General features: G+C 68.7%; 20 protein-coding genes. 10 read left to right on the top strand and 10 right to left on the bottom strand.

Annotated features, from left to right (window positions below; translation table 11 throughout):
* Positions 1 to 33 precede the first annotated feature (33 nt).
* Positions 34 to 786, bottom strand: a complete 753-nt coding sequence (locus ABEA07_RS00680) for an anti-sigma factor (protein WP_345535214.1) — start codon at positions 784 to 786, stop codon at positions 34 to 36.
* A gap of 13 nt (positions 787 to 799) precedes the next feature.
* Positions 800 to 1375 carry an RNA polymerase sigma factor gene (locus tag ABEA07_RS00675; RefSeq protein WP_425584049.1) on the bottom strand — a complete coding sequence of 192 codons (576 nt, stop codon included), beginning with the start codon at positions 1373 to 1375 and terminating at the stop codon, positions 800 to 802.
* Positions 1376 to 1565: 190 nt separating this feature from the next.
* Here ABEA07_RS00675 and ABEA07_RS00670 point away from each other — a divergent pair, with 190 nt between their 5' ends.
* Positions 1566 to 2114: a DUF3455 domain-containing protein gene (locus ABEA07_RS00670; protein WP_345535211.1), complete on the top strand. Its 549-nt coding sequence runs from the start codon at positions 1566 to 1568 to the stop codon at positions 2112 to 2114.
* 79 nt (positions 2115 to 2193) lie between these two features.
* Here ABEA07_RS00670 and ABEA07_RS00665 read toward each other — a convergent pair whose 3' ends face one another.
* Entirely contained in the window at positions 2194 to 3456 is a 1263-nt protein-coding gene (locus tag ABEA07_RS00665; protein ID WP_345535210.1) for a putative Na+/H+ antiporter, read from the bottom strand.
* Between the two features lie 291 nt (positions 3457 to 3747).
* Between ABEA07_RS00665 and ABEA07_RS00660 the strand changes: the two genes are divergently transcribed.
* On the top strand, positions 3748 to 4155 hold the full coding sequence (locus tag ABEA07_RS00660; RefSeq protein WP_345535208.1) for a hypothetical protein: 408 nt from the start codon (positions 3748 to 3750) through the stop codon (positions 4153 to 4155).
* A 119-nt stretch (positions 4156 to 4274) separates the two neighbouring features.
* On the opposite strand, the gene ABEA07_RS00655 is transcribed toward ABEA07_RS00660, so the two are convergent.
* From ABEA07_RS00655 to argH, 5 genes are all read right to left on the bottom strand, one after another.
* Positions 4275 to 5666, bottom strand: coding sequence for a chloride channel protein (locus ABEA07_RS00655; protein ID WP_345535207.1), 1392 nt, complete (start codon positions 5664 to 5666; stop codon positions 4275 to 4277).
* Between the two features lie 90 nt (positions 5667 to 5756).
* Complete coding sequence (locus tag ABEA07_RS00650; RefSeq protein WP_345535206.1) at positions 5757 to 7130, bottom strand: UDP-glucose dehydrogenase family protein; 1374 nt, start codon at positions 7128 to 7130, stop codon at positions 5757 to 5759.
* A gap of 4 nt (positions 7131 to 7134) precedes the next feature.
* A complete protein-coding gene (locus ABEA07_RS00645) occupies positions 7135 to 8106 on the bottom strand; it encodes a UDP-glucuronic acid decarboxylase family protein (RefSeq protein WP_345535205.1) in 972 nt (323 codons plus the stop codon).
* 9 nt (positions 8107 to 8115) lie between these two features.
* Positions 8116 to 8988 carry a glycosyltransferase family 2 protein gene (locus ABEA07_RS00640; protein WP_345535204.1) on the bottom strand — a complete coding sequence of 291 codons (873 nt, stop codon included), beginning with the start codon at positions 8986 to 8988 and terminating at the stop codon, positions 8116 to 8118.
* A gap of 211 nt (positions 8989 to 9199) precedes the next feature.
* Positions 9200 to 10597, bottom strand: coding sequence for an argininosuccinate lyase (gene argH / locus ABEA07_RS00635; protein ID WP_345535203.1), 1398 nt, complete (start codon positions 10595 to 10597; stop codon positions 9200 to 9202).
* 56 nt (positions 10598 to 10653) lie between these two features.
* Here argH and ABEA07_RS00630 point away from each other — a divergent pair, with 56 nt between their 5' ends.
* The 3 genes from ABEA07_RS00630 (at position 10654) to ABEA07_RS00620 (ending at position 13844) form a co-directional block, all read left to right on the top strand.
* On the top strand, positions 10654 to 11712 hold the full coding sequence (locus ABEA07_RS00630) for a sensor histidine kinase (RefSeq protein WP_345535201.1): 1059 nt from the start codon (positions 10654 to 10656) through the stop codon (positions 11710 to 11712).
* Positions 11713 to 11832: 120 nt separating this feature from the next.
* Positions 11833 to 12582, top strand: coding sequence for a LytR/AlgR family response regulator transcription factor (locus ABEA07_RS00625; protein WP_345535199.1), 750 nt, complete (start codon positions 11833 to 11835; stop codon positions 12580 to 12582).
* 29 nt (positions 12583 to 12611) lie between these two features.
* On the top strand, positions 12612 to 13844 hold the full coding sequence (locus ABEA07_RS00620) for an AI-2E family transporter (RefSeq protein ID WP_345535197.1): 1233 nt from the start codon (positions 12612 to 12614) through the stop codon (positions 13842 to 13844).
* Positions 13845 to 13847: 3 nt separating this feature from the next.
* Here ABEA07_RS00620 and ABEA07_RS00615 read toward each other — a convergent pair whose 3' ends face one another.
* Complete coding sequence (locus tag ABEA07_RS00615; protein ID WP_345535195.1) at positions 13848 to 14753, bottom strand: LysR family transcriptional regulator; 906 nt, start codon at positions 14751 to 14753, stop codon at positions 13848 to 13850.
* A 21-nt stretch (positions 14754 to 14774) separates the two neighbouring features.
* Positions 14775 to 17609, bottom strand: a complete 2835-nt coding sequence (gene ppc, locus ABEA07_RS00610) for a phosphoenolpyruvate carboxylase (RefSeq protein WP_345535194.1) — start codon at positions 17607 to 17609, stop codon at positions 14775 to 14777.
* Between the two features lie 119 nt (positions 17610 to 17728).
* Here ppc and hemC point away from each other — a divergent pair, with 119 nt between their 5' ends.
* From hemC to ABEA07_RS00585, 5 genes are all read left to right on the top strand, one after another.
* A complete protein-coding gene (gene hemC, locus ABEA07_RS00605) occupies positions 17729 to 18634 on the top strand; it encodes a hydroxymethylbilane synthase (RefSeq protein WP_345535192.1) in 906 nt (301 codons plus the stop codon).
* A gap of 1 nt (position 18635) precedes the next feature.
* Positions 18636 to 19409 carry a uroporphyrinogen-III synthase gene (locus ABEA07_RS00600; protein ID WP_345535191.1) on the top strand — a complete coding sequence of 258 codons (774 nt, stop codon included), beginning with the start codon at positions 18636 to 18638 and terminating at the stop codon, positions 19407 to 19409.
* On the top strand, positions 19406 to 20482 hold the full coding sequence (locus ABEA07_RS00595) for a uroporphyrinogen-III C-methyltransferase (protein ID WP_345535190.1): 1077 nt from the start codon (positions 19406 to 19408) through the stop codon (positions 20480 to 20482). The genes ABEA07_RS00600 and ABEA07_RS00595 overlap by 4 nt, the downstream gene beginning before the upstream one ends.
* Before the next feature lie 5 nt (positions 20483 to 20487).
* Positions 20488 to 21771 (top strand): heme biosynthesis HemY N-terminal domain-containing protein, encoded by a 1284-nt coding sequence (locus tag ABEA07_RS00590; protein WP_345535189.1) that lies wholly within the window; start codon positions 20488 to 20490, stop codon positions 21769 to 21771.
* Between the two features lie 337 nt (positions 21772 to 22108).
* On the top strand, positions 22109 to 23158 hold the full coding sequence (locus tag ABEA07_RS00585) for a polysaccharide biosynthesis/export family protein (RefSeq protein ID WP_345535187.1): 1050 nt from the start codon (positions 22109 to 22111) through the stop codon (positions 23156 to 23158).
* Positions 23159 to 23163 lie beyond the last annotated feature (5 nt).

Genomic DNA, 23163 nt, shown 5'->3' with positions numbered 1-23163 from the left:
CGGCGCAGCGTCGCAGGATGTTAACGACCCCGCTCAGAGGGTTTTCTCGATCAGTGCCCCCTTGAAGAGCACCGGACCCGTCGGCCCGCGTTCGCTGGGCACGCCGCCGCGCGGCTCGAGGCTGATGGCCAGGGCCGGCACCGAGCGCACGTCGCCTGCCTGCGCCGGCAGCCGCAGGGCCGCGTCCCGGCCCAGCACGCCGAGCGAGCGCGGCGGCGCCCCGGGCGGCAGGGCCCACAGCTGCAGCGACTTGTCCTCGCCCTCGCGGTAGTTGCCCACGCGCTGCAGCAGCAACTGGCGCTTCTTCGGGTCGAAGGTGACCAGCATGGAGGCTGCCGCCTGGTCATCCGACAGCACGGCCACGTACTGCACGGCCGGTGCGTTGCGCAGCTGTTCACCGAGCTGGAGCCCGACCACCGTCGCGATCACCGTGGCCAGCGCCCCGGCGGCCGCGGCGCCGCGCCACAGCGCCAGGCTGCGCAGCCAGCCGCCGTGGACAGCGGGCGCCGGTGCGGGCGCCGCGCGCTGGCGCGCGATCGCCTCCTGTTGCTGCTCGGCTGCCACCAGATTGCGAATGCGCGTCCACACCGCCGGATCGGGCACCACGGGCGATTGAAGCTCCGCCATGCTGGCCAGCCGGCTCTGCCAGACCAGGGCAGCGGCACGCACCGGCGCCTGCTCGCGCGCGAGCGCTTCGAAGCGCCGGCGAGCGCCTCCGCGCAGCGTTCCCAGCGCATGGCTCGCGGCCAGCAGTTCCAGCAGTTCCGGATGGGCGTGAAGATTCATGGCGATGCTTCTGTCACGCGAATTGCTGCATGCAGGAGCGCAGCTTCTCCAGGCCGCGACGGATCCAGGTCTTGACCGTGCCCAGCGGCAGCTTGAGCTGCTCGGCCAGTTCGCCGTGGCTGAGTTCGCGCAGGTAGGCCAGGCAAAGCACCTCGCGCTGGCGGCCCTCGAGGCGGCTCAGGCACTGGTGCAGGGCCCAGGCCTGCTGGCTGGCGTCGGCGGTATCCATCGGGTTCGAGGCGTCGGACTCGAAAGTCTCGGCCATCACCTCGTCGAACTCCTGCGTGAGCTGGGCCCGGTCGGCGGTGCGCCGGCGCAGCAGGTCGAGCGCGCGACTGCGCACGATCAGGCCCATCCAGGCCATCGGCGGGCTCAGCGTGCTGCGGTAGTCGGCGGCCACGCGCCAGATGGTGAGAAAGGATTCCTGCAGCACGTCTTCGGCCCATTCCCGCTGCCGCAGCACCTTCATCGCCAGCCCGAAAAGCTTCGGCGAGGCCCGCTCGTAGAGCAGGCGCAGGGCCGTGTCGTCGCGCCGGCCGACGCGGTCGATCAAGGCCGCCAGTTCGGCGTCGGGGCTGGGAGCAGGCATGCGCGGATTGTGGGGCATCGGTCGTCACCGAGACGATACGGCGCACGACGGCCGACGGATTCAAGCTCACAAGAAAGCTGAATCCGATCGCGCGCGGCCTGCGTAGCACCAAAGGAGGCCGCCGAACCACGAACAACGGCGTCCTCCGCGCTCCCGTGTCGCATTGCATCAAACGAAAGGAACAGAGATCATGACCTACCGCACCTTCGGCATCCTCGCCGCCGTCGCCAGCCTCGCCGCCTGCTCCGGCATGGGCATGAACCAGCCCATGGCCTACTCGCAAGCCAGCCTTCCCGACAGCGTCAAGGTGCCCGCCGGCCACCGCGTGGCGATGGAGACGGTCGGCGCGGGGGACATCACTTACGAGTGCCGCGCCAAGGCCAATGCGCCGGGCGAGCACGAATGGGCCTTCGTCGGTCCCGACGCGAAACTGATGGACCGTGGCGGCAAGCAGGTCGGCAAGTACTGGGGGCCGCCGGCCACGTGGGAAAGCATGGACGGCTCGAAGCTCACCGGCACCCAGGTCGCGGTCGCGCCCAACGGCAGCGGCAACATCCCGTACCAGTTGGTCAAGGCCAACCCTGCGACGGGCAGCGGCGCGATGCAGGGGGTGAGCTACATCCAGCGCGTCGCCACCCAGGGCGGCACGGCACCGGCCATGGCCTGTGGCCCTGCCACGATGGGCCAGAAGCAGGTGGTGACTTACCGGGCCGACTACATCTTTTATCGGCCACGCTGAACTTTCTGCAGTGCAAGGAAAGCGCTGCAGACGACCCTCTGAGGCACCGTGAGCCACGAATCGGCATCGGGTCCGACCGTCACAAGACCAGGAAAGCCACCGCAGCCACCGCGGTGGGGCCGAGAGCTCCGAGCAGGAGCCCTCCGGCACCGATCGTCTCGTCGGCGAAGCCGCGCTTGAGCAAGGCGACACCTGCAGGATTGGGCGCGTTGGCAATCACCGTGAGGCCACCACCGGCCACGGCGCCGGCAACCAGCATGTACTTCGATTCGTCGGAGATGCCGCTGATCAACGAGCCGAGATAGGTCAACGCGGCGTTGTCCGTGATGGCCGTGAGGCCGAGGGCGCCGATGAAAAGTGCGAGCGGTTGCAGGCCTGAGACGATGGGCTGCAGCCACCACTGTTGCATCCCTCCCAGCACCACGAGCCCGGCCAGAAAGAAGCCGACCAGGAGCGCCTCCTTCAGGATGAGCGGACTCTGGTGCCGCTCGTAGGCCTGTGTGAAGCCGAGGAACATGAGGAACAAGCCGATGAAAACCACCGGATGGTGCGCAAACAGCACGACGGCCGCCAGCAATCCCAGGTGCACAGCGACGACCGACATCGGCATGCGTGCCTCGGCGGATTCCCCGGCGCTCGAAGGCAAGGGGAGGTGCAGGTGTTCCCGGAGCAGGAAAGCGGCCACCGTGGCATTCACGACGACCGCGAGCATTGCCTTCCAGCCGAAGGTCATGAGCATGAAGGTGCTGTCCCATTGCCAGGTGCTCGCGACCATCAGCACGGGCGGGGCGGCATACGAAGTGAGTGTGCCGCCGATGGAAACGTTGACGAACAGCACACCCAAGGCGAGGTACTTGATGCGTTCGGGGACTCGTGGGCGGAACACTTGCGGCGCCAGCATCAGGGCTGCGATGGTCATCGCGGCGGGTTCGGTGATCAGCGAGCCGAGCAGGGGGACGGCGGCGAGTCCGAGCCAGGCGCTTGCAACGGGCGTAGGTACCGGCATCATGCGGGCCGCGACGGTGACAATGGACAGCACCGTGCGAAGCACCGGCCGCGATCCGGCAATCACCATCACGACGAAGACGAACAGCGGCTCGGTGTAGTTGCGCGATTCCGCATACGCCAGTGCTGCCCCGCCCCCGGAGGTGAGCGCCATCGCCAATACCAGCACGATGGCCCAGAAGCCAAACACGACCTCGACCTCACCCAGCAGATGAAACAAGCCGGCGTGGCGGGGATAGCGATGAGACAGCCGCTCGAACTGCTTGGCTGCGAAGGTATGAAGCAGGGCCATCACAAAGATGGCGGCCGCGATCTGCTGGATCAGGGTGTCGGACATGAATTTGGGTCGTCACGAGGCCGCGAGGCGGCCCGACCTTCGCAACACCTGGAACGCCCGATCTAGCCCTCCACCCAGCGCGAATTCTACCTACGGCGCCCAGGCGTCCGCTGGAAGCGATGCATCCGATCGAGCGACGCATGGCGCAGCGAGGCATGCGAATGCGGCTGGCAGATCCGGCGATGTCTGACGCACCGATGCACGGCACCGGCTTTCTGCCATGAGAGAAGCTGACCTACACGGCTTGGATCGGGTGCGCGCACGATCCGAGTCCAAGGAATGGGTTTACACGTGACTTCGGAAACCAATTGCGCGGCCAATTGCGCGGCTCTTGCCGACGAGATCAAGCTGCCGTACTCGCGCGCGAGGAAAGGTGCTGGACTTGTCCTGGCCGTCGTCACCCTTTGGACCGGCGCCGTGCTCGCGCAGCCGACGAAACCGCCAGCGCCGCCGAGCCAACAGGCGCCCCAGGCGGGCACAGATGCAGGGATCGTCACGAAGCCGCCCATGGGGCTCGACCCCGAACTGACGACGCGGCCGCCGCGGAAAATCGATCCGGAAATGTTGGAGCGGCCCCCGGCGCAAGCCCGTCCAGGCGACAGCGCAGAAGAGAAGCGTGGCGCTGCGCCTTCGCGACGCTCGCGCGAGGATGACTGCAGGGGCTCTGCAGCGGACTGCAAGCAGAACTCGGCGCGCTGAGAGCCGGAGTCCGCGGATGCCGCGCGGTTCCGGTACCCCCCGATGGGCTGCCCCAATCGCGTCCTGTGTCATGTGGCACGCGCGCGCCGGCAGGCGTTGGCCGGAAGCAAGCACCGCGGTCAGGACGAAACCGGGCGCTCGCCTGGAGCAGGCGCTTCCGTGCCGTGATTGAGCTGCGGCGGGGTCACGGCGGGTGCCGGCGAGGCCACTGCGCTGCCTACCATGTGCTCGGCCAGCGATTCATAAAGCGGCCGGCTGATCATTCGCGAGACCAGGCTGGCCAGCATGGCGCTCGCCATCAGGCTCAGCACCATCGAATGGCCATCGACCATCTCCATCACGATGATGAACGCCGTGAGCGGCGTCTGCGTCACTGCCGCGAGGAACCCGGCCATGCCCATCGCGATCAGCGCGGGGCCAAGGCCGTGACCGGCGAGTTCCGAGATGCTGTTGCCGATGCCCGCACCGATGGTCAATGCGGGCGCGAAGATGCCGCCCGGCACGCCGCACCAGGCGGTCAGCCAGGTGGCGATGAACTTGAGCAGGGTTTGCAGAGGCGAGAGAGACTCATGCCCGGCGAGCATCTGTTTGACTGCCTCGGAGCCTGCGCCGAAGGTGATGCCGCCGGTCACCAGGCCGATCACGGCGATCAGGAAGCCGCCCGCGGCGGCGAAGCGCAACGGCCAGCGTGCGCGAATACCGTTGAGCCGCCCTGGCGCGCCGGTCAGCGAAGCGGCCATGAGGCGGGAAAACAGACCGCCGGCGAGGCCGGTTGTCAGGGTCACCGCCAGGCCCGGGCCAAGCGCCGCCCAGTCCAGGTGGGGAACGCGTATGACGCCGAAATAGCTCAGATTACCGAACACCGACACCGCGACCAGCCCCGACAGCACGATCGCGGTGATGATCAGGCCGCTGGCGCGCGTCTCCAGGCGTCCGTACAGTTCTTCGATGGCGAACACCACGCCCGCCAACGGCGCGTTGAAGGCAGCCGCGATGCCGGCTGCGCCGCCAGCGACCAGCAGCGCGCGCGCATCGATGGGGGAATTCGGCGACAAATAGCGCCGAGCGTGCTGCATCACACCGGCGGCGACCTGCACCGAAGGCCCTTCGCGGCCGATCGACAGGCCCGCCCCCAGCCCCGCCACCGCCAGGCCGATCTTCGCGACGGTCAGGCGCAGCGACACCAGCCTGCTGCGGCGCTGCGGCGGCAGCGCCGGGTGCAACGCGGCCTTGACTTGCGGAATGCCCGAGCCGGCCGCGCCGGGGAACCAGCGCCGGGTGACCCAGACGATGGCCACGGTCAGGGCCGGCGTCCACAGAAGTACCGCCCACGGAAAAGACCGGTGCAGACCCTGAAACAATCCGAAGGCCCAGTCGCTCGCGATCGTGAACGCCACCACGAACAGGCCGGCAGCGACCGCATAGCCCAGGACAATTGTGCGGTCCAGCCAGACGCGACCGCTCGACAGTTCGGCGCGCAGGTTCTCCAGAAAATCGGGTTCGCGGTTCATCGACGTCTTCTTGAGCTTGGCACACCTGCAGCCAGTGGGCGAGGCTGGCAGCCCAGCTCACCAGCACCGCCATGGGGGGGGCGGTCTGCGTCAGACGCTGTTGCGGCCGATGCCCTGGTAGACCACGCCCGCTTCCTTCATGAGACCGGGCTCGTAGAGGTTGCGGCCGTCGAAGATCACCGGCGTCTTCATCAGCGCCTTGAGCCGTTCGAGGTTGGGGCTGCGGTAGGCCTTCCACTCGGTGACGATGATCAGCGCGTCGGCATCGGCCAGCACTTCCAGCGGGTCCTTGGCCGAGGAGTAGGCGATGCGTTCCAGCAGTGCCGGCGCGTCGGCGAAGTCCAGCGCCAGCACGCGCTTCGTTTCCTCGATCGCGATCGGGTCGTGCGCCACCACGCGCGCGCCGGCACGCAGCAGCGCGTCGATGATCACGCGGCTGGGCGCCTCGCGCATGTCGTCGGTGTTCGGCTTGAAGGCCAGGCCCCACAGCGCGAAAGTGTGGCCGGAAAGGTCGGGGCCGAAGCGCGCCAGCACTTTGTTGGTCAGGACGCGCTTCTGCTCTTCGTTGACCTCTTCCACCGACTCCAGCACGCGCAGGTGCTGCCCGTTCTCGCGCGCGATGCGGGTCAGCGCCTGGATGTCTTTCGGGAAACAGCTGCCGCCGTAGCCGGTGCCGGCATACAGGAAGCTGTAGCCGATGCGGGGATCGGAGCCGATGCCCTGGCGCACCGACTCGATGTCGGCGCCCACGCGGTCGGCCAGGTTGGCCAGCTCGTTCATGAAGCTGATGCGGGTGGCCAGCATCGCGTTGGCCGCGTACTTGGTGAACTCGGCCGAGCGCACGTCCATCACCCGGGTGCGCTCGTGATTGCGGTTGAAGGGGGCGTAGAGCTTGCGCATCCAGCCCAGGGCCTCGCGGCCGGTCTCGTCGTCCTTGTAGCCGATGACGATGCGGTCGGGCCGCATGAAGTCCTCGACCGCCGCGCCTTCCTTCAGGAACTCGGGGTTGCTCACCACCGAGAAGCGCAGGTCGGCGCGGCCGCGCTTGTCCAGCTCTTCCTGGATCACCGCCGTGACCTTGTCGGCCGTGCCCACCGGCACCGTCGACTTGTCGACCACGACCTTGAAGCTCTCCATGTAGCGGCCGATGTTGCGCGCCGCGGCCAGCACGTACTGCAGATCGGCGCTGCCGTCCTCGTCGGGGGGGGTGCCGACGGCGATGAACTGCACGTCGCCATGCGCGACCGAGGCCTCGATGTCGGTGGTGAAGTCCAGGCGCCGCGCGGCCGCGTTCGACTCGACCAGCTCGGCCAGGCCCGGTTCGTAGATCGGGATCCTGCCGGCCTGGAGCATGTCGATCTTGCGCGCGTCGACGTCCGCGCAGAGCACGTTGTTGCCGATGTCGGAGAGGCAGGCGCCGGTGACCAGGCCGACGTAGCCCGTGCCGATGATGGTGATGTTCATGCGTTCAGTCTGCGTTGGATTCGGTGAGCAGCCCGTCGAAGTAGGCGATGGTCTTCTTCAGCCCTTCCTCGAGCTGGGTCTGCGGCGTCCAACCGCCAAGCTCCTGCTGTGCCAGGCTGATGTCGGGGCGGCGCTGCTTGGGATCGTCCGCCGGCAGCGGTTGGCGCACCAGCTTGCTCTTGGAGCCGGTGAGCTCGATCACCTTGTTGGCCAGCTCCAGCATGGAAAACTCGCCCGGGTTGCCGATGTTGATGGGGCCGGGGAGATGGTCGCCCGTGCCCATCATGCGCAGCATCGCCTCGACCAGGTCGTCCACGTAGCAGAAGCTTCGCGTCTGCTGACCGTCGCCGTAGATGGTGATGTCCTGGCCCTTGAGGGCCTGGACGATGAAGTTCGACACCACCCGGCCGTCGTTCATGTGCATGCGCGGGCCGTAGGTATTGAAGATGCGCACGACCTTGATGCGCAGCTTGTGCTGGCGGTGGTAGTCGAAGAACAGCGTCTCGGCGCAGCGCTTGCCCTCGTCGTAGCAACTGCGGATGCCGATCGGGTTGACCCGGCCCCAATAGGCCTCGACCTGCGGGTGGATCTCCGGATCGCCGTAGACCTCGCTGGTGGAGGCCTGCAGGATCTTGGCGCGCACCCGCTTGGCCAGCCCCAGCATGTTGATCGCGCCGTGCACGCTGGTCTTGGTGGTCTGCACCGGGTCGTGCTGGTAGTGGATCGGCGAGGCCGGGCAGGCCAGGTTGAAGATCTCGTCCACCTCCACGTAGAGCGGAAAGGTCACGTCGTGCCGCATCAGCTCGAAGCGGGGATGCCCCAGCAAATGCTCGACGTTGCGCTTGGTGCCCGTGAAGAAGTTGTCCACGCACAGGACGTCGTGGCCCTGCTCGATCAGCCGGTCGCACAGATGGCTGCCGAGGAAGCCGGCGCCGCCGGTGACCAGGACCTTCTTGGATTCGTTGTATTGACGCATGCTGCGAGTTCACTCCTTGATGGGAATTCCGTGGGTATGGGGTTCGGGCGCCTGGGCGCTGCGCTGCTCGTACATCTTCGCGTCCACCAGCATGCGGAACCACAAGGCCTGGAAGAACGCGAAGTAGAAGCCGGTGGTGCCGTCCAGGAAGCCGAGCCGGAAGATGTATCGGTAGATGAAGTAGCTGAGCGAGCGCAGCCCGGTCGGCAGCTTGTAGTAGATCTCCTTGATGAAGCGGGTGCGCTCGCGCGCATCGCCCATCAAGCGGGGCTGGAGCACGCCCTCCGCGGTCACGCGCGGACCCAGCTTCTCCTTGGCCTCGGCATCGCTCCAGCGGTTGTGGCTGGCGATCCAGTCGGTCAGGCGCGCCGAGTTCTTGTCGTGCATGAACCCGTCGATGCGGCCCGGCGTCACGCTCGCGATGAAATGCTGGTCGTACAGCCGCGCCTCGCAGCGCCCCACCCCGGAGCGGAACAGCCGCAGGTGCCACGGATTGACGCCGGAGAAGCGCAGCATCTTGCCCATGAAGTAGTCGCGCCGGCGCAGCATGTAGGCATCGTGGCCCGGCGTGCCCGTCAGCAGGGCGCGGATCTGGTCGACCGCCTGGGCGTCCAGCACCTCGTCCGCGTCCAGGTGCAATTGCCAGGCATAGGCGGATTCGATCTGCGAGATCGCCCAGTTGCGCTGGTCGCTGTAATTGGAAAAGGGCCGCTGCACCACGCTGCAGCCCAGATCCTCGAGGATGGCGACGGTATCGTCCTTGGAGAACGAATCCACCACGAAGACGTGCGGGCTGACCTTCTTCGCCTGGGACACGGTCTCCCGGATGATCGAGGCGGAATTGAAGGTCAGGATGACGACGACGCAGGTATTGGGTTCCATCGATTCGGGGGCTTGAAAGGGCTTCGGCGCCAGGTTGCCGGGCACTTTGTTGCAATGCAATGCCAAACTTTAGCACTACAGTTTTACAACTCGCCACAATCCTGACGGCATATACCGGGGTTAACCCCAAATACTTCTCATGGAATGCCGCCGCCCGCAAGGGGCGGATCTCGGAAAAAACAGACGGAGAGGGCCCCGCGGCTTCGCTGGCTCAGGACAGCCTGGCCCGGTGACGCTCGATCTGCTGGCGAACCTGCGCGGGCGCGGTGCCGCCCAGGATGTTGCGCGCTTGCACCGAGCCGCGCAGGCTCAGCACGTCGTACACGTCCTTCTCGATCTTCGGGTGGAAGGTCTGCAGCACCGACAGCGGCAGCTCCGAGAGGTCCACCTTGTGCGAGATGGCGGCCTTGACCGCATGGGCCACGGTCTCGTGGGCGTCGCGGAAGGGCAGGCCCTTCTTCACCAGGTAGTCGGCCAGGTCGGTGGCGGTGGCATAGCCGCGCAGTGCGGCGTTCTCCATCGCCTCCTTGCGCACCGCGATCCCGCCGACCATTTCGGCGAAGATGCGCAGCGTGTCCTTGAGCGTGTCGACGGTGTCGAACAGCGGCTCCTTGTCTTCCTGGTTGTCCTTGTTATAGGCCAGCGGCTGGCCCTTCATCAGGGTGATCAGGCCCATCAGGTGGCCCACCACGCGGCCGGTCTTGCCGCGGGCCAACTCGGGGACGTCGGGGTTCTTCTTCTGCGGCATGATCGAGCTGCCCGTGCAGAAGCGGTCGGCGATGTCGATGAAGCCGAAGGCCTGGCTGGTCCACAGCACCAATTCCTCGCTCAGCCGGCTCACGTGCACCATCGCCAGCGAGGCGGCGGAGGTGAATTCGATCGCGAAGTCGCGGTCGCTCACCGCGTCCAGGCTGTTCTCGCACACGCCGTCCATGCCCAGCGTGCGGGCCACCAGCTCGCGGTCCAGCGGGTAGCTGGTGCCGGCCAGGGCGGCGGCGCCCAGCGGCAGCCGGTTGACGCGGCGGCGCACGTCGGCCATGCGCTCGGCGTCGCGCGAGAACATTTCCACGTAGGCCAGCATGTGGTGTCCGAAGCTCACCGGCTGCGCCACCTGCAGGTGGGTGAAGCCGGGCAAAATCACGTCGACGTTCTTGTCGGCGATGGCCAACAGCGACTTCTGCAGGTCGCCGAGCAGGCCGTCGATCAGATCGATCTCGCCGCGCAGCCACAGGCGCACGTCGGTGGCCACCTGGTCGTTGCGGCTGCGGCCGGTGTGCAGGCGCTTGCCGGCGTCGCCCACCAGCTGGGTAAGGCGGGCCTCGATGTTGAGGTGCACGTCTTCCAGCTCGAGCTTCCATTCGAAGGCGCCGGACTCGATCTCGCCGCGGATCTGCGCCATGCCGCGCTCGATGGCGGCGTGGTCCTCGGCGCTGATGACACCTTGCTTCGCCAGCATGGCGGCATGTGCAAGGGAGCCCTGGATGTCGGCCTGCCACAGCCGCTTGTCGAAGAACACGCTCGCGGTGTAGCGCTGCACCAGCTCACTCATCGGCTCGGAGAAGAGGGCGGACCAGGCTTCGGATTTCTTGTCGAGTTGGTTGTGGGTCATGGGGTGTGAACCGGTTGGGAGGCAATAATGGGTTTGCACCCGATGTCTTCTTCTTGATGCGAAGCCCATCGATTTTATCGACCACCCCCTCTTCGCCGGCCGCGTCGCGCTCCCGGGCGCCGGTGCGTGGCGCCGGGATGCTCTTCGATGCCTGCCAGGTCGGGGTGGTGCTGCGCACGGTGATCTTCGTCGAGGCGGTGGTGGCGGTCGCCGCCCTGTTCCAGGCGCCCACACCCGGCGAATGGGTGATGCTCCTGGCCACCGTGACCGGCGGCGCTCTGCCAGGGGCGCTGCTGTGGCTGCTGACGGCCTGCTGGCTCAAGAAGCCGCTGAGCCGTCTGCCGCGGGCCGGGCAGTACGGGGCCGCCGCGTTGCTGGGCGCCCTGTCGGGGCTCTATGGCTGCGGCCTGCTGCGCCTGACCGGCGTGCTCGGCAGTGCGCCCTGGATCGCCAGCGCGCTGGCCGGCGCGATGTTCGCTTCCCTGGTGATGGCCGCGCTGGTCCTGCGCGCGCGGGGCCAGACGCCGGCCGCCACGACGGCGCGGCTGACGGAACTGCAGTCGCGCATCCGCCCGCACTTCCTCTTCAACACCCTCAACAGCGCCATCGCCCTGGTGCGCGAGGAGCCGGCCAAGGCCGAGGCCATGCTCGAAGACCTGAGCGAGCTGTTCCGCCGCGCGCTGGCGGACGCGGGCGAGTCCGTCACGCTGGCCGACGAGATCGCGCTGGCCGAGCGCTACCTCGCCATCGAGCAGGTGCGCTTCGGCGACCGGCTGCGCATTCAATGGGACGTGGACCCGGCAGCCAACGGGGCGCGCCTGCCGCCGCTCCTCTTGCAGCCGCTGGTGGAGAACGCGGTCAAGCATGGGGTCGAGCCCAGCCCGGATGGCGCGAAGATCCGCATCCGCACCGAGCGCCGCGGCAGCATGGTGGTGATCGAGGTGCTCAACAGCCTGCCGCCGCTGCGCTGGGCCGACGAGCCCCTGCCGCGCGGCCACGGCATCGCGCTGGACAACGTGCGCGACCGGCTGCGGCTGCTGCACGACGTGCAGGCGCAGTTCAGCGCCGGCATGGACCAGAAGACCTATCGCGTGCGCATTGCCATCCCGATATGACGCTCTCCCCCAGGCTTCCCCCTTCGTCTGGTCCGGTTCCACGGGTGCCCCCGAACGGTCCGGCCTCGCGGCCTGCGTGCATGCCCCGTCCGACACGCGGGGCGCGGTGGAGCCACTAGGATGAATCTTCTTCGCACCCTGATCGTCGACGATGAAATGCTGGCCCGCTCGCGCTTGCGCACTCTCCTGGCCGACTGCCGCGCGCCGAGGGCCGAGGTGGTGGCGGAGGCGGCCAACGGCGCCGAGGCCCTGGCGCAGCTGCACGCCTCCGACTTCGACCTGGTGCTGCTGGACATCCACATGCCAGGCGTTGACGGCATCGCGCTCGCGCGCGGCTTGCGCGAGCGCGTTGCCGCGCCGGCCGTGGTGTTCGTCACCGCCCACCCGACCCATGCCGTGACGGCCTTCGAGCTGGACGCGGTCGATTACCTGACCAAGCCGGTGCGGGCCGAGCGGCTGCAGCAGGCCTTGCAGAAGGCCGAGCGCTTCGTCCGGGATCGGCGCGGCCCGCCGACGGATGGGCCGCAGGAGGTGCTGCTGATCCAGGACCGCGGCCGCACCGAGCGGGTGCTGCTGTCGGAGGTGCTCTACCTCAAGTCCGAGTTCAAGTACCTCACCGTGCGCACCGCGTCGCGCAGCCACATCTATGACGGCTCGCTGTCCGAACTGGAGGAGCGCTATCCGTCGCGCTTCGTGCGCGTGCACCGCAACGCGCTGGTGGCGCGCCAGGCGATCCGCGCGCTCGAGAAATACGACGACGGGGAGGATGCCGAGGGCTGGGCGCTGCGGCTCGACGGCATTCCGGAGCCGGTTGTGGTGTCGCGGCGGCAACTGCCCGCGGTGCGCGAAGTGCTGAAGGAGCCGAGGTGAGCCAAGCCGAATGCGGAGGGAATCCATCGATGAGTGAACAAGCCGAACGGAAGGCCGCCGAGCGGCCCCTGGAGCCGCCCCCGGAACCGCCCGCCGCACCGCCGCCGTCACCGCAGGAGCCCGCGCTGGAGCCGGTCGAGCCGCCCGAGCCGGACCGCGTGCTGCTGCACATGCCGGTCGACGTGCGCAGCGCCTCGCTGGCCGTGCTTTGCGTGTTGGCCATGGTCTTCACGCTGCACTGGGCCAAGGCCGTGTTCGTCCCGCTGCTGCTGAGCCTGTTGCTGACCTATGCGCTCGCGCCGCTGGTCGGCCTGCTGGAGCGTTGGCGGATCTCGCCGTGGATCGGCGCCGCGGTGATCCTGCTCGGCTTCGGCGGTGCATTCGGCTGGACCGGCTACAAGTTGTCGGGGAGCGCCTCCGAGCTGCTCGACACCTTGCCCCTGGCCGCGCAGAAGCTGCGCCAGGCGGCGCGCGCCAGTGCCCGTGCCGGCGAATCCGGCGCACTCGACACGGTGCAGAAGGCCGCCGCGCAGATCGAACAGGCGGCCGACGAGAACTCGGCCAAGTTGGCCTCGCGCCGCGGCGTGACGCGCGTGGTTGTCGAGCGCCCGCCTTTCAACGTGCGCGACTACCTCTGGAGCGGCACGGTGGGCCTGATCGGTGCGGCCGGACAGCTCACGCTGGTGGCCTTCCTGACTTACTTCGCGCTCGGCTCGGGCGACACCTTCCGGCGCAAGATGGTGAAGATCACCGGCCCCAGCCTGCAGAAGAAGAAGATCACCGTGCACGTGCTGGACGACATCACGAAGCAGATCGAGCGCTACCTGCTGGTGCAGATCCTCACCAGCGCGGTGGTGGGCGTCGCCACCGGCCTGGCCTTCTGGGCCATCGGGCTGGAGAACGCCGCTGTCTGGGGCATCGTCGCGGGGGTGACCAACCTCATCCCCTACGTCGGCTCCGTGATCGTGATGGCCGCCGCCGGCCTGGTGGCCTTCCTGCAGTTCAACGGCATCCAGATGACACTGCTGGTCGGCGGCACCTCGTTGCTGATCCACACGTTGGTAGGCAATCTGCTGGTGCCCTGGCTGACCAGCCGCACCAGCCGCATGAACCCGGTGGCGGTGTTCGTGGGTGTGATTTTCTGGGGCTGGCTCTGGGGCATCTGGGGCCTGCTGCTGGGCATCCCGATCATGATGGTGGTGAAGGCCATCTGCGATCGGGTGGAAGATCTGCAGCCCATCGGTGAGCTGCTGGGGGATTGAGCCTCAGCGCCTGGCGGGCGGGTACTTCTGCCCCACGCGTGTCTGCAGGAAATCCAGGAGCGCGCGTAGCGCGGCGCTGTTGTGGCGCCGCTGGAGGTAGGCGGCCGACAGCCACATGTCGTTGCGCACGCAGTCCTGCAGCACCGGGACCAGCTCGCCGTTGTCGATGTGCGTCTGGACCAGCAGGGCCGGCAGGTAGAGCACGCCGAAGCCCATCAGCGCGGCCTCGATCAGGGGGCCGGCCTCGGAGGCATCCATGCGGCTCTTGAGGGGCACGTCCACCGGTTCGCCACCGACCTCGAAGCGCCATTGAGGATGCGCGCCGAGCCGGGAGTGCGTCAGCGCTTCATGCTGCGCCAGCTCGGTCGGATGCGCCGGGGTGCCGCGCTTCTTCCAGTAGCGCGGCGAGGCGCAGACCACCAGCGGCAGTTGCGTGAGCTTGCGCACGATGAGGTTGTCGTCCTCGATCGGCCCGACGCGCAGCGCCAGGTCGATCGCCTCCTCGGCCATGTCGACCTGGCGGTTGCTCAGGTGCAGGCTGATGCTGACCTCGGGGTAGTGGCCCATGAACTGGGCGATCAGCTTGGGCAGGTCGCCCTGGCCCATGCCGTGCGGCGCCGAGATGCGCAGCCGGCCGCGCGGCTGGCTCGCGTGCTCCTGCAGTTCGGCCTGCGTGAGTTCGACCATTTCCATCACCGGCTTGCTGCGCTCCAGCAGCAGTGCGCCGGCATCGGTGAGGCTGACGGAGCGCGTCGACCGGTTGAGCAGGCGCACGCCGAAGCGGCTCTCCAGCTCGGCCACGTACTTGCTCACCGTCGCCTTCGACATGTCGAGGCGGCTGGCGGCGCGGGAGAAGCTGCCGTAAGCGGCGACTTCGCGGAACGTGCGGAGGAGGTCGAGGCTGTCCATATCAGCTGGGGGAGCGCGTTGTCATCCTGTGTTGCGCAGCCCGGCCGCCACGCCGTTGATCGACATGTGGATGCCGCGCTGCACCCGCTCGTCGTCCTGCTGGCCGCCGCGCCAGCGGCGCATCAGCTCGACCTGCAGGTGGTGCAGCGGATCGATGTAGGGGAAGCGGTGGCGGATCGAACGCTGCATCTCGACGTTGCCCTCGAGCCGCTGCTTGGCGCCCGTGATCAGCGTGAGCGCGTCGGAGGTGCGGTGCCATTCGGCGTCGATCATCGCGAACACCTTCTGCCGCAGCTTGCGGTCTTCCACCAGTTCGGCGTAGCGCGAGGCCAGCGCGAGGTCGCTCTTGGCGAGCACCATGTCCATGTTCGACAGCAGGGTGCTAAAGAAGGGCCACTGGGCGTACATGCGTTGCAGAAGGGCCTGGCGCTCCTTGCGCGCCGCCGCGCTGCCGGCGGCGCCGAGGAATTGCTCGATGGCCGACCCGAAGCCGTACCAGCCCGGCAGCGTGAGCCGGCACTGGCCCCAGCTGAAGCTCCAGGGCACGGCGCGCAGGTCCTCGATGCTGCGGTTGGGATTGCGCGAGGAGGGCCGCGAGCCGATGTTGAGCTCGGCGATTTCGCGGATCGGCGTGGCGCTGAAGAAGTAGTCGCCGAAGCCCGGCGTTTCGTAGACCAGCGCCCGGTAGGCCGCCATGCTGGCGGCCGATAGTTCGGCCGCGGCGCCGAGGAAGGCGGCAGGCGCGGCCTTGGCCGAGGGCAGCAGCGTGGCTTCCAGCGTGGCGGCGACCAGGGTCTCGAGGTTGCGGCGGCCGATCTCCCGGTTGGCGTATTTGGAACCGATCACCTCGCCCTGTTCGGTCAGGCGGATCTGGCCGCGCACCGTGCCGGGCGGCTGCGCCAGGATGGCCTGGTAGCTCGGACCGCCGCCGCGGCCGACGGTGCCGCCGCGCCCGTGGAACATGCGCAGGCGGATCGGCGTCTGCGAATTCTTGTTGAGTTCGTCGAACAGCTTGACCAGCGCCGTGCCGGCACGGTAGAGCTCCCAGTTGCTGGTGAAGATGCCGCCGTCCTTGTTGCTGTCGCTGTAGCCCAGCATCACGTCCTGCTCACCGCCGGAGCGCTGCACCAGGGCCTGGATGCCCGGCAGCGCATAGAAGGCGCGCACGATCGGCGCGGCGTTGCGCAGGTCCTCGATGGTCTCGAAAAGCGGCACCACGATCAGGTCGGCCGTGGCGTTGTTGTCCAGGGTGCCGCGCAGCAGGCCCACTTCCTTCTGCAGCAGCAGCGCCTCCAGCAGGTCGCTCACCGTCTCGGTGTGGCTGATGATGTAGTGGCGGATCGCCGCCGCCCCGTAGCGCGCGCGGGCGGTGCGAGCCGCGGTGAAGATGGTCAGCTCGCTTTGCGCGAGCGGCGAATAAGTGGCGTCGGGCACGCGCAGCGGGCGGGCGTCGTCGAGCAGGCGCAGCAGCAGGGTCTGCTTGGCCTCCTCGGGCAGTGCGGCGTAGCCGGGCTCGATGCGGGCGGTGGCCAGCAGTTCGGCCACCACTGCCTCGTGCTTGTCCGAACTCTGGCGCAGGTCCACCGTGGCGAGGTGAAAGCCGAACACCTCCACTGCGCGGATCAGCGGCGCCAGGCGCTGGCCGACCATCGTGCCGCCGTGCTTGTCGAGCAGCGACTCCTCGATGGTGCGCAGGTCCGCCAGGAATTCCTGGGCGCTGCGGTAGGGGTTCTGCGGCGCGACCGCATGGCGCGCCGCTTCGCCCCCGGTGAGTTCGCGCAGCGTGGCCGCCAGCCGCGCGTACATGCCGGTGAGCGCGCGGCGGTAGGGCTCGTCCTGGCGGTGATCGCTGTGGTCGGGCGAGCGCTCGGCCAGGGCCTGCATCTCCACCGACACGTCGACCAGCGTGGACGACAGCGACAGCTCGCCGCCGAGGAAGTGCACCTCGGTGAGGTAGTAGCGCAGCGCCAGTTCGGCCTGGCGGCGCATCGCGTATTCGAGGCTTTCGGCCGTCACGTTGGGGTTGCCGTCGCGATCGCCGCCGATCCACTGGCCCATGCGCAGAAAGGGCGCGATGTCGGTGCGGCCCAGGGCCTTCTCGAGGGCGGTGTAGACGCGCGGGATCTCGCGCAGGAAGGTCGCCTCGTAGTAGCTCAGCGCGTTCTCGATCTCGTCGGCCACGGTGAGCTTGGAGAAGCGCAGGAGCCGCGTCTGCCACAGCTGGGTCACGCGCGCACGCAGGCGGCTCTCGTTGTCGGCCAGCGCCTGGGGGCTCAGCGCGTCCTTGCCGCCGGCGAACACCTGCTGGCGCAGCTTGATGTCGTCGCGCTCGATGAGCATCTGGGCGATGGCCCGCTCGGCGTCGAGGATGCTCTTGCGCTGCACTTCGGTGGGATGCGCCGTCAGCACCGGCGACACGTAGCTGTGCGCCAGCGATTCCACCACCGCCGCCGGCGCGACGCCGGCCTTGCGGATGCGGGTCAGCGCCACTTCCAGGCTGCCGGGCGCGCTTTCACCGGCGCGCTCCGCCTCGGTGCGGCGGCGAATCTGGTGGCGGTCTTCCGCCAGATTGGCGAGATGGCTGAAGTAGGTGAAGGCGCGGATCACGCGCACCGTCTCCGCCGCGCTCAGGCCCTTGAGCAGGTTCTTCAGCGCCCGGTCGGCCGCATGGTCGGCATCGCGGCGGAAGGCGACCGACAGGGTGCGGATCTTCTCGACCAGCGCGAAGGCTTCCTCACCCTCCTGCTCCCGGATCACGTCGCCGAGGATGCGGCCGAGCAGGCGGATGTCGTCGATCAGTGCTTGCTCGTCGCTGTCCTTGCGCCGGGGGGCGGTGGCGGGGCTGCTGCTTTTCATTCGAAGATCTCCTCGTGGTCGAGCCGGTCTGGTGCCGCGTGATGGCCGCGCGATGTCGCGTTGCTGCGTTGCAACAATGCTAGCATTCCGCCGGTCCCCCAAAGTTACGGAAACGGTCCTTGAGCAACATCGTGATCGCCACGCGCGAAAGTCGCCTGGCACTCTGGCAGGCCGAGCACGTCCAGTCCCTTCTCCAGCAGGCCGGCCATACGGTCAGCCTGCTGGGCCTCACCACCCGAGGCGACCAGATTCTCGACCGGTCGCTGTCGAAGGTCGGCGGCAAGGGGCTGTTCGTGAAGGAACTCGAACTCGCCCTCGAGGAAGGACGCGCCGACATCGCGGTGCATTCCCTCAAGGACGTGCCGATGGACCTGCCCGAGGGCTTCGCGCTGGCCTGCGTGCTGGAGCGCGAAGACCCGCGCGACGCACTGGTCTCCCCGCGCCACGGATCGCTCGATGCGCTGCCGCAGGGCGCGGTGGTCGGCACCTCCAGCCTGCGACGCGTGGTGTTGCTGCGCGCGCTGCGGCCCGACCTGCGCATCGAGCCGCTGCGCGGCAATCTCGACACCCGGCTGCGCAAGCTCGACGAAGGCCAGTACGACGCCATCGTGCTGGCGGCCGCCGGCCTCAAGCGCCTGGGTCTGGCCGAGCGCATCCGTACGGTCTTCGAGCCCGAGACCATGTTGCCGGCCGCAGGGCAGGGCGCACTCGGCATCGAGGTGCGCGCCGATCGCGCCGACCTGCTCGCGCTGCTCGCACCGCTGGCCTGCCGCCCCGATGAACTGGCCACGGCCGCCGAACGCGCCGTGAGCCGCACCATGGGCGGCAGCTGCTCGATGCCGCTGGCGGCCCACGCGCGCTGGCAGTCGGAGGGGCGCCTGCGCATCGACGCGGCCTGGGGCGACCCTGAAGGTGCCGCCACCCTCGTCCGCGTGCATGCGCTGGCAGAGGCGGCCGACCCCGCTCAGGCCACCGCGCTGGGCGAGCATGCGGCGCGGCTCCTGCAAGCGGCCGGCGCGCACTGACATGCCGGCACCCCGGGTGATCGTCACGCGCCCGGTGCGCGAGGCGGCGCGCTGGATGGCGCTGCTGCGTGATGCGGGCCTGGATGCGCAGGCCCTGCCCCTGATCGAGATCGCGCCGGCGGCGGATCGCGCGGCACTCGATGCGGCGCGGCGCAGCGCCGGCCGCTACGCCGCCTTGATGTTCGTGAGCGCCGCGGCCGCCACGCATTTCTTCGATGCCGCCGGTGCAATGGCGGCCGACGCGCAGCCGCGCTGCTGGGCCACGGGACCCGGCACCGTGCGGGCACTTCAGGAAGCCGGCGTGGCCGCGTCGCGCATCGACGCGCCCGGTGCGGAGGCGGCGCAGTTCGATTCCGAGGCGCTCTGGGCTCGCGTTCGCACACAGGTGCAGGCCGGTGCGCGCGTGCTGGTCGTGCGCGGCGGCGACGCGTCCGGGCAGCCGGCCGGCCGCGATTGGCTGGCGCGCGAGATCGCCGCGGCCGGTGGGGTCTGCGACACGGTGGTCGCCTATCGGCGCCTCGCCGCGCCGATGGACGCGGCCGGCCGTGCGCTGGCGGAACAGGGCGCGCGCGGCGAGGCTCTCTGGCTGTTCACCAGCTCCGAGGCGATCTCGCATCTGTGCGATGCATTGCCCGGCCAGAGCTGGACCGCGGCACGCGCGCTCGCCACCCATCCGCGCATCGCCGAAGCCGCGCGGGACGCGGGTTTCGGGCTGGTGCGCGTCTCTTCGCCTGAGGCAGGTGCGCTGGTCGCGTCGATAGAATCCTTCGCATGAGCGACGCCTCCGTCTTGAGTGATAACGTGCAGGAGCCGTCCCCGCGTTCGTCGGTACCCGTGCCCTTGCAGGTGGCGCCGCCCCCTGGGGCCCTGCTCTCCAAGATCCTCCTCGGCCTGCTGGCCGGGGCCGCGGTGCTCGCCCTCCTGACCGTGCTGGTGCTCTGGCAGAAGGTCGATGGCATGCAGGAGCAGTTGGCGCGGCAGAGCGCCGACGCGATGGCGCAGTCGATGGAGGCCCGCACCCTCGCCCGACAGGCGCAGGAGACGGTGCGCGACACGGCCGCCCGGCTGGCCCTCAACGAAACCCGCGTGGCGGAGGTGGCGTTGCAGCGCTCTCAGCTCGAGGAGCTGATGCAGAGCCTCTCGCGCTCGCGCGACGAGAACCTGGTGATCGACATCGAGGCCGCGCTGCGCCTGGCGCTGCAGCAGGCACAGGTCACCGGCAACGTGCAGCCGTTGCTGGCTGCGCTGAAGACCGGCGAGCTGCGCATCGCACGCGCTGCGCAGCCCAGGCTGGCCCCGCTGCAGCGCGCGATGCAGCGCGACGCCGATCGCCTGCGCGCAAGTGCCAGCGCCGACGCCGGCGAGTCCCTGCAGAAGCTCGACGACCTGGTGCGCATGGTGGACGACCTGCCGCCGCTCAATGCAGTGGCCACGCGCGGCGCGGGCCTCAACCCGTGGCAGGCGGAGCCGGTGCCGGCCGACGCAGCCTGGTGGGAGCGCGCGCTGCTGGTCGTGCGCAACGAGGTGCGCTCGCTGCTGCGCGTGGGCCGCATCGAGCGCCCCGAGGCCGTGCTGCTGTCGCCCGACCAGACCTTCTTCCTGCGCGAGAACCTGAAGCTCCAGCTGCTCAACGCGCGCCTGGCCCTGTTGTCGAGGCAGGTGGACACCGCCCGCAACGAGCTGGCCACCGTCTCGGCCTCGCTCAATCGCTATTTCGACCCGGCCTCGCGCCGCGTCCAGGCCGCGGCCACCCTGCTGCAGCAGCTGCAGTCGACGATCAAGACCGCCGAGCCGCCACGCATCGACGAAACGCTGGCCGCGCTCACCACGGCGGCGGCGGGGCGCTAGGCGGCATGCGCGCGGCACTCTGGTTCCTGGCCCTGTTCGCCATCGCGGCGGCGGTGGCACTGTTCGCCGGCAACAACCAGGGCACCATCACCGTGTTCTGGCCGCCGTGGCGGGTCGATCTGTCGCTCAACCTCACGCTGCTGATCCTGCTGGCCGCCTTCGTGCTGCTGCACGTGGCCCTGCGCGCGCTGTCGGCCCTGTTCTCGCTGCCCCGGCAAGCGCGCCAGTGGCGCCTGCAGCAGAAGGAGCGCTCTGTGCACACGGCCTTGCTCGACGCGCTGGCCCAATTGCTGGCCGGCCGCTTCTCGCGCTCCCGCAAGGCGGCGCTGGCGGCGCTGGCGCAGGAGCGGGCCCTGGCCGCGCTCGATGCGCAGCTTCCGCAGGCCCAGCAGATCCGCGTGCTGTCGCACCTGCTGGCTGCGGAGAGCGCGCAGGCCTTGCAGGACCGTCCGGCCCGCGACGCGCACCTGCAGCAGGCGCTCAGCGAAAGTGCCGAGCGGCCCGTGCTCGCCAGCCCCGAGACGCGCGAGGGCGTCCAGCTGCGTGCCGCCCGCTGGGCGCTCGACGACCGCGATGCGCCGGCCGCGCTGGCGCGGCTGGAAGAGCTGCCGCAGGGGGCGCAGCGGCGCACGCTGGCGCTGCGCTTGCGGCTCAAGGCGGCTCGCCAGGACCGGCGAACCCTGGAAGCCCTGGAGACGGCCCGGCTCCTGGCCAAGCACCGCGCTTTTTCCGATGCGGCCGCGCAAAGCATCGTGCGCGGCCTGGCGACCGAACTGGTTTCGGGCGCGCACGATCCGGCCCAATTGCTCCGGGCCTGGGACGAACTCGAAACCGCGGAGCGCGAGATGCCCGAGGTCGCCATCCACGCGGCCCAGCGCATGGTGGCCCTGCGTGGTGACCTGGCCGTGGCGCGTGCGTGGCTGCTGCCGGTATGGGAACGCATGATCGAAGAGCCGCGCAGCCTGGGCGAATCGCTGCGGGTGAAGCTGGTCCGGGCTCTCGAGGCGGGACTCGACTCGGTCGATGCCGACTGGCTGGCGCGGATCGAATCGGCGCAGCGCAACAACCCGCGCGACGCCAACCTGCAGTACCTCGCCGGCATGGCCTGCATGAAGCGTCAACTGTGGGGCAAGGCGCAACAACTTCTCACGCATGCCGGCCTGGCGTTACAAGATCCGGCCCTGCACCGCCGCGCCTGGCAAGCCCTGGCCGAGCTGGCGGAAGCTCGCGACGATGCGGACCAGGCCTCGGCGGCCTGGAAGCGTGCCGCGCAGACCGAAAACCCCTGAAGAGTGTTATTCCAGTTGGAGGTTGCTATCGTAAAGATAGCAAACCTATGAGCATCTATGCGGCCTGCGCAATGTAGGAGCTAGCTTACCCTGGATCGTCACAGACCCGTTTACTCTGCCCAACGCTCTAGGCCAATAAACAATTTGGTCTGGCGCTTCAGGTGATGTACAGTCGTAACTGTTTGCAAAAGTATTCATTCAGGGTATTGCCTCGGAGTCGGGTTTGAAACGTTTTCTACTACATGCCACTTTGCTCGCTTCGGCGGGGTTGCTGTTACAAGCATGCGCCCCGTTCGCACCGGGCTTCCGTTCGGCCAGCAACGATGCCGATCTCTCGGTGTCGCCTTCGGGTTTCTCCACGACGGAGGCCGACGCGCCGCCGCCGGGCGCCATCACGGAGATCACGCCCGAACTGATCCGCAAGCAGCGCGCGGCTGTCGGCCACAACGTGCCGCCCGAAGTGCGTGCGTTGGTGGGCCAGGCCCCGGTCTACCAGATCGGCCCCGGAGACGTGGTGGGGATCGTGGTCTACGACCATCCGGAGATCGTGTTCAGCGGCATCCCCGCCACCACGGTGGCGGATCCGGCCAGCGTGTCGCCGGCGCCGGGCTTCATCGTGTCGAACACGGGGCACCTGAGCTTCCCCTACGTCGGCCAGCTCAAGGTCGACGGCATGACGGTCCAGGAGCTGGAAACCACCCTGGTTCGGCGGCTCGCGCGTGTCTTCAAGGACCCGCAACTCAGCGTCCGAGTGGTGGCGTTCCGCAGCAAGCGCGCCTACATCGAAGGCGACGTCCGGGCGCCGGGCCTGCAGGTGTTCACCGACATCCCGATGACGCTGGCCGAGGCGCTCAACCGCGCCGGCGGTTTCGCGCCCAGCGGTGACCGCTCCGCGGTGATGCTCACGCGCGACGGCAAGACCCATCAGCTGGACCTGATGAGCATGGCCGAGGCCGGCATCGACCCGACCCGCATCCCGCTGAAATCCGGCGATCTGGTGATGGTGCGCAGCCGCGACGAGAGCAAGGTCACGGTCATGGGCGAAGTCAACCTCCAGACTGGCGTACTGATGCGCAACGGCCGGCTCAGCCTGAACGATGCGCTGACCGAGGTCGGCGGCGTGAATCTCGGCACCGCCAACCCGCGGCAGATCTACGTGATCCGCAGCGAGCGCGAGGGGCTGTCGATCTTCCACCTGGATGCGCGTACGCCCACGGCAATCGCAATGGCCAACGGCTTCGACCTGCGGCCGAAGGACGTGGTCTACGTCGACCCGGTGCCGCTGGTGCAGTGGAACCGCGTGCTCAGCCTGATCGTACCCACGGCCACGACCGCGACCATCTACCGCGACCTGGGTTCGCGCAGCGTCGGGGGAGGCGGACGATAGTGGCC

This window comes from Variovorax defluvii (genome assembly GCF_039541515.1).
Taxonomy (GTDB): Bacteria; Pseudomonadota; Gammaproteobacteria; order Burkholderiales; family Burkholderiaceae_C; genus Variovorax; species Variovorax defluvii.
This window is presented reverse-complemented; position numbering and strand designations above follow the sequence as displayed.